A 7256-nucleotide genomic window follows, 5' to 3' on the forward strand; every position below is an offset into this window, starting at 1 on the left:
CATGCGCATCACTCCCGCATTCGAACTCAGCCCGGCCCAGCAGAACGACCCGGCCAAGATCGACAAGGTCGCGCGCCAGCTTGAAGGCCAGTTCGCGCAGATGCTGGTCAAGAGCATGCGTGACGCCAGCTTCGGCGATTCGCTGTTCCCGGGTGAAAACAAGATGTTCCGGGAGATGTACGACCAGAAGATCGCCGAGGCGATGACCCGCGGCAAGGGCCTGGGCCTGTCGAGCATGATCACCCGGCAGTTGTCCGGCGCGCAGGCCGATGGCCCGGCGCTGGATACCCGGGTGGACCCGGCCAAGGCCAGCCGCGCCTACCAGCTCAATGCGCCCGCGGCGCCGTCGCTGCCGCTGCAGGACGCCGGCCAGGCCGTGCGCATGCTGCAGCAGATGGCGGCCGGTGTGCAGGATGGCGCGCAGTCCTCCGTCGCCCCGATGGAGCAGGCGCTGGACCTGATTGCGGGCCGGGAAAGCAGCGGCATGCACCGTTCGCTGGGTACCGACGATCCCTATGCAGGCGCCATCGGTGGCACCGATTGGGCTGCTGCCAGCGACCAGTGGGCGCCGACCGCCAGCAACCGCGGCAGCAGCGGCACCCCGGCCGATGCACTGGCCACGCGCACCGCCGTCGCCCAGCTGGGCGCACACACCCCAGAGGGCTTCGTCGCCAGCATCTGGCAGCACGCACAGAGCGCGGCCAAGGAACTGGGCGTGGACGCCCGCGCCCTGGTTGCCCAGGCAGCGCTGGAAACCGGCTGGGGCAAGCGCCAGATCAAGCATGCCGATGGCAGCACCTCGCACAACCTGTTCGGCATCAAGGCCACCGGCTGGAAGGGCCAGAGCGCTACCGCCGGCACCCATGAGTACGTCGATGGCGTGCGYCGCAACGAGACCGCCAGCTTCCGCGCCTACACCTCGCCTGCAGAGAGCTTTGCCGACTACGTGCGCCTGCTGAAGACCAGCCCGCGCTACCAGCAGGCGCTGCAGGCCGGCACCGATGTGCAGGGCTTCGCGCGCGGCCTGCAACGCGCCGGCTACGCCACCGACCCGCGCTACGCGGCCAAGATCGCCGCGATCGCCGGCGGCCCGACCATCGAGCGCGCCGTGGCCGCCGTGGCCGACGCCGGCTCACGCATCGGCCAGACCTTCGCCAGCACCGCAACCGCGGCGCTGGGTATCACCCGTCGTTGAGGAACCCCATGTCCAGCGTACTTTCCACCGGTACCAGTGCCCTGCTCGCCTTCCAGCGTGCGTTGGCCACCACCAGCCACAACGTGGCCAACCTCAACACTCCCGGCTACAGCCGGCAGAAGGTCGACTTCGCCACCGCCACCCCGCAGAACTACGGCTATGGTGACGTTGGCAACGGCACACGCATCGTCGACATCCGCCGCGCCGCCGACCAGCTGGCGATCTCGCGCCTGCTCGACAGCGGTGGCGAACTGGCACGCCTGAAGCAGCTCTCGGGCATGGCCGACCGGGTCAATGCCCTGTTCTCCGACGCGGCCACCAACGTGGCCGGGGTCTGGTCGAACTTCTTCGATACCGTCAGCGGCCTGTCCTCCAACGCAGCGGGCACGGCCGACCGGCAGAACATGCTCGATGGCGCCAAGGCCCTGGCCAACCGCTTCAGCCAGCTCAACACCCACCTGAACAACCTCAATGGCGAGGTCAACAATGGATTGATGGCCGGTGCCACCGAAGTCAACCGGCTGGCGTCGGAGATCGCGCAGATCAATGGTGCCATCGGCACCAACATCGCCAACGCCGCACCCGACCTGCTGGACCGCCGCGACCAGCTGATCTCGCAGCTGGTGGGCTACACCGGCGGCACCGCGGTGATCCAGGACGGCGGCATCATGAACGTCTACACCGCCGGCGGCCAAGCGCTGGTGGTGGGCACCACCGCATCGAAGGTCACCACGGTGGCCGACCCGTACCAGCCCGAGCGCCTGCAGCTGGCGCTGCAGACCCAGGGCGGCACCATCACCCTGGACCCGAAGGCCGTGGGCGGCCAGATCGGCGGCCTGCTCGAGTTCCGCGACACCGTGCTGACTCCGGCCCAGGCCGAACTGGGCAAGCTGGCTGTGGGCCTGGCCGAGACGTTCAACAGCACCCATCGCCAGGGCGTGGATCTGTACGGACAGATGGGCGGCGACTTCTTCAACATCGGCACGCCGCGTGTCACCGGCAATGCCGGCAACACCGGCACCGGCGCGATCACCGCCAGCTACGGCGACCTCGGCAAGCTGGAAGCGCAGAACATCGTGCTCAAGTTCGATGGCAGCAACTGGGCCGCCAGCCGCGCCGACACCGGCGCCAGCGTGCCGCTGACCGGCACCGGTACCGCTGCCGACCCGTTGATCATCAACGGCGTGAAGCTGGTGGTGGGCGGCACCCCGGCGGCCAACGACCGCTTCCTGCTGCAGCCGACGGCTGGCGTGGCCGGCAGCCTGGAGATGGCGATCACCGATCCGTCGCGCATTGCCGCGGCCGCCGCCATCAAGGGCGCTGCCGCACTGGCCAACACCGGCACCGGCAAGCTGAGCGGCGTGACCGTGACCGATGCGGCCAACGCCAACCTGCGCAATCCTGCTGCGATCGTGTTCACCTCGGCCACCACCTACACCATCGATGGCGGCCCACCGCAGACCTATACGCCCGGGCAGACCATCAGCGCCAACGGCTGGAGCTTCGTGCTCGATGGCGTGCCGAAGAATGGCGACACCTTCAACATCACCCCGACCCCGGCCGGCTCGTCGGACAACAGCAATGCCACCAAGCTGTCCAAGGTGGAATCGGCCAAGGCGTTCAACGCCGGCACGGTGACGCTGGGCGGCGCATTGGGCGGGCTGACCACCCAGGTCGGTGCAGCAGCGCGTTCGGCGGAGTATTCGCTGGGGGCGCAGCAGGTGATCGCCGACCAGGCACAGGCAGCGCGTGACGAAGTGTCCGGCGTCAACCTCGATGAGGAAGCGGCCGACATGCTGCGCCTGCAACAGGCCTACCAGGCCGCCTCGCAGCTGATCTCCACCGCCGATTCCATGTTCCAGACCATCCTGGGAGCCGTGCGCCGATGAGCAACCGCATCTCCACCGGAATGATGTACAGCCAGTCGGTAGCGCTGATGATGGCCAAGCAGGCCAAACTCAGCCACCTGGAACAGCAGATCGCCACCGGCAGCAAGATCGTCAGCGCCAAGGACGATCCGGTCGCCGCAGGCGCTGCGGTGGGCCTGGACCGCAGCCTGGCCGCACTGGAACGCATGAAGCTCAATGGCAACAACGTGCAGAACCGTCTGGGCGTGCAGGAAAACACCCTGGCCCAGGTCAACGACCTGATGGCGCGCGTCAACGATCTGACCATCCAGGCCAGCAATCCCGCCTTGAGTGCGCCCGACAAGAAGACCCTGATCACCGAGTTGAACCAGATCCGCGAGGGCCTGCTGTCGCTGGCCAACAGCAGCGACGGCACCGGCCGCTACGTGTTCGGCGGCACCAACGACAGCGATCCGCCGTTCGCCAAGATTGACGGCAAGGTTGTCTATCGCGGCGACCAGACCCAGCGCCAGGTGGAAGTCGGCCCGGATACCTACGTGCGCGACGCCCTGCCCGGCAGCGAGATCTTCCTGCGCATCCCCACCGGCGATGGCTTCGTCGATGGCAGCGCAGCGGCAGGCAACGCCGGCAACGGCGTGCTGACCAACATCACCCGTGATGGCAGCGACAGCTGGAACGGCCAATCGTTCAGCGTGCGCTTCACCGCAGCCGATCAGTACGAAGTGCTGGACGGTGCCGGCAACGTAACCGGCACCGGCACCTACAAGGCCGGCAGCGAACTGGAGATCAATGGCGTTCGCCTGCAGATCGCTGGCGCGCCAGCAACAGGTGACAGCTTCAACGTGCAGGCCGCCAGCAGCCGCGACATCTTCGACACCATGGACAAGCTGATCGCCGCACTGGATGCCGATACCGGCACCCCGGCGAAGATGGCCGCGCAGCAGAACGAGCTGCAGAGCGCATTGCGTGATGTCGGCCGCGCGGCGGAACGGATGATCGATTCGCGCGCTGCCGGTGGCGCGCAGCTGAAGGCGCTGGACAACGCGGCGGAAATGCGTGAGGCCAATGGCGTGACGCTGAAGACCACGCTGTCGGAGATGCGCGACCTGGACTACGCCGATGCGTTGAGCCAGTACCAGCTGGAAAGCACCGCGCTGCAGGCGGCACAGACGCTGTTCTCGCAGATGCAGTCGATGTCGCTGTTCAACAAGATCCGCTGATTCCACGCGCCAGCGCTGGAGCCCAAGGCCGCGATGCCCTGCATCGCGGCCTTTTTCGTTTCGGCGGTCATGTACCGCTGCGCTCGCCGGGCATGGCCCGGCGCTACCGAAAGGTTGGCCATGCCCGGCAGATGTTCCGAAGGGTTGGCCCTGGTAGCGCCGGGCCATGCCCGGCGGATGTTCCGAAGGCTTCGCTCTGGTAGCGCCGGGCCATGCCCGGCGGATGTTCCGAGATCGCCCATCAAGCCCAGCCGGCCCCCGCCGATACCTTCATCAGCGTGGGTTGGGCATGCCCGACCGCCCCTACCGGGGATTGCCTCGACGCTTTTCCAGGGTGGAAATCCCCGGAAAAACAGCTTTCAGCGACGAAATTCGGTTGCAACGAAATTCCCGGCTAAAGGTTGTTGACAAAGCGCCGTTATTCATTTGGCAACGGCGAAGCACACAGCCAAACAAAAAAATCAGGCGGCGCTTCGTTCCATTCACCAACGGGTTCCACATAAGAGGAGACGACCCCATGGCACAGGTAATCAACACCAATACGATGTCGCTCAACGCTCAGCGCAACCTGAGCACCAGCGGCAGCTCGCTCGCCACCACCATCCAGCGCCTCTCGTCCGGCCTGCGCATCAACAGCGCGAAGGACGACGCCGCCGGCCTGGCCATCAGCGAGCGCTTCACCACCCAGATCCGTGGTCTGGACGTGGCCATCCGCAACGCCAACGACGGCATCTCGCTGGCCCAGGTGGCCGAGGGCTCGCTGAACGAAGTGGGCAACAACCTGCAGCGCATCCGCGAACTGGGCGTGCAGGCCTCCAACGCCACCAACTCGGCCAGCGACCGCAAGGCGCTGCAGGCTGAAGTGACCCAGCTGGTCAGCGAAATCGACCGCGTCGCCAAGCAGGCCGACTTCAACGGCACCAAGCTGCTGGACGGTTCGTTCACCAGCCAGCTGTTCCAGGTGGGCGCCAACGCCGGCCAGGCCATCGCCATCAACAGCGTGGTCAACGCCAAGGCCGATTCGCTGGGGGCGGCCAGCTTCGCCAACGTCTACACCGGCACCAGCCTGGCTGCAGCCGACAAGGCCACCGCTGATACCACCTACTCCGGCCTGCAGATCTCGGTGACCCCGCCGGGCGGCGCCGCCACCACGGTCACCGTCAGCGACTTCACCGTGAAGGCAGGCGAATCGATCACCTCGGCCACCGCGGCCGCGATCAACAACAAGCTGGGCGAAACCGGCGTGGTCGCCTCCGTCAACGCCGGCGTGGTCAGCCTGGCCTCGGTCAAGGACGGCCAGACCTTCGCTCTGGGTGTCAGCGCGGCGACCCCGCCGGCCGGCGCCACCGCCGCCACCATCGCCGGCCTGGGCCTGACCGAGACCAGCACCAACGGCGGCACGCTGACCGGTGCAACGGCCAGCTTCGTCAAGGACCTGAACGTCACCACGGCCGAAGGCGCACAGAAGGCGATGTCGATCGTCGACAAGGCCCTCGAATCGGTCAACAGCGTGCGCGCCGACCTCGGCGCGATCCAGAACCGCTTCACCTCGGTGGTCGCCAACCTGCAGACCTCCTCGGAGAACCTGTCCGCATCGCGCAGCCGCATCCGCGATACCGACTTCGCAAAGGAAACCGCCGAGCTGACCCGCACCCAGATCCTGCAGCAGGCCGGTACGGCCATGCTGGCCCAGGCCAACCAGGTACCGCAGAACGTGCTCAGCCTGTTGCAGCGCTGACATGAGCCGCCCCCGGGGCACGTCGGGGGCGTCTAACCCAACTCACGTGCAACCGCTCAAGGACCTCTCCTCATGGCACAAGTAATCAACACCAACACGATGTCGTTGAATGCTCAGCRTAACCTGAGCACCAGCGGCAGCTCGCTGGCCACCACCATCCAGCGCCTGTCCTCCGGTTCGCGCATCAACAGTGCCAAGGACGATGCGGCCGGCCTGGCGATCTCCGAGCGCTTCGGCACCCAGATCCGCGGCACCGACGTGGCCATCCGCAATGCCAACGACGGCATCTCGCTGGCACAGGTCGCCGAAGGTTCGCTGACCGAAATCGGCAACAACCTGCAGCGCGTCCGCGAGCTGTCGGTGCAGGCCTCCAACGCCACCAACTCGGCCAGCGACCGCAAGGCGCTGCAGGCCGAAGTGACCCAGCTGGTTTCGGAAATCGACCGCGTCGCCAAGCAGTCGGACTTCAACGGCACCAAGCTGCTGGACGGTTCGTTCTCCAGCCAGCTGTTCCAGGTCGGCGCCAACGCCGGCCAGGCGATTGCCATCGACAAGACCATCGATGCCAAGGCCAATGCCCTGGGTGGCGCCAAGTTCGACACCAACGCGCTGGCCCTGGCCGATCCGGGCACCAACGCTGATTTCAGCACCAGCGGCCTGTCGATCAACGGTGTGGCCATCGCCGACGTCTCGGTCAAGCAGGGCGCCGACGCCGCTGCCACCGGCAAGGCCTCGCGCGAAGCACTGGTGACCGCGATCAACGCCAAGATCGGCGAAACCGGCGTCTACGCCGAAGTGAACGGCACCACCGGCGTGACCCTGACTTCGGTCAAGGACAGCACCAACGCTGACGGCTCGTTCAAGGCCATCACCGCAACGCCGGGTACCTGGACTGGCGCCACCGCCCCGACCTTCACCGCCACCACCGCTGCGGCGGCACCGGCCTCGAAGTTCGCCAGCGATCTGGACGTCAGCACCGTCAAGGGTGCACAGCAGGCAATGGAAGTGGTCGACAAGGCCCTGGGTGCGATCAACAGCACCCGCGCCGACCTCGGTGCGATCCAGAACCGCTTCACCTCGGTCGTTGCCAACCTGCAGACCTCGTCGGAAAACCTGTCGGCGTCGCGCAGCCGCATCAAGGACACCGACTTCGCCAAGGAAACCGCTGAGCTGACCCGCACCCAGATCCTGCAGCAGGCCGGTACGGCCATGCTGGCCCAGGCCAACCAGGTGCC

General features: G+C 66.8%; 5 protein-coding genes. All 5 read left to right on the top strand.

Annotation, left to right across the window (positions count from 1 at the left end; all coding sequences use genetic code 11):
* The first annotated feature begins 1 nt into the window (after nucleotide 1).
* Entirely contained in the window at nucleotides 2–1195 is a 1194-nt protein-coding gene (gene flgJ, locus AC1DCU_RS05565) for a flagellar assembly peptidoglycan hydrolase FlgJ (RefSeq protein ID WP_478013510.1), read from the top strand.
* Nucleotides 1196–1203: 8 nt separating this feature from the next.
* Nucleotides 1204–3084, top strand: coding sequence for a flagellar hook-associated protein FlgK (gene flgK, locus AC1DCU_RS05570; protein ID WP_032974829.1), 1881 nt, complete (start codon nucleotides 1204–1206; stop codon nucleotides 3082–3084).
* A complete protein-coding gene (gene flgL / locus AC1DCU_RS05575) occupies nucleotides 3081–4283 on the top strand; it encodes a flagellar hook-associated protein FlgL (RefSeq protein WP_442252258.1) in 1203 nt (400 codons plus the stop codon). The genes flgK and flgL overlap by 4 nt, the downstream gene beginning before the upstream one ends.
* A 517-nt stretch (nucleotides 4284–4800) precedes the next feature.
* Entirely contained in the window at nucleotides 4801–6021 is a 1221-nt protein-coding gene (locus AC1DCU_RS05580) for a flagellin (protein ID WP_025879099.1), read from the top strand.
* 72 nt (nucleotides 6022–6093) lie between these two features.
* Nucleotides 6094–7256 (top strand): flagellin (locus AC1DCU_RS05585; protein ID WP_478014135.1); only part of this gene is annotated, 1163 nt, incomplete at its 3' end.

This window comes from Stenotrophomonas sp. 10L48 (genome assembly GCF_056395105.1).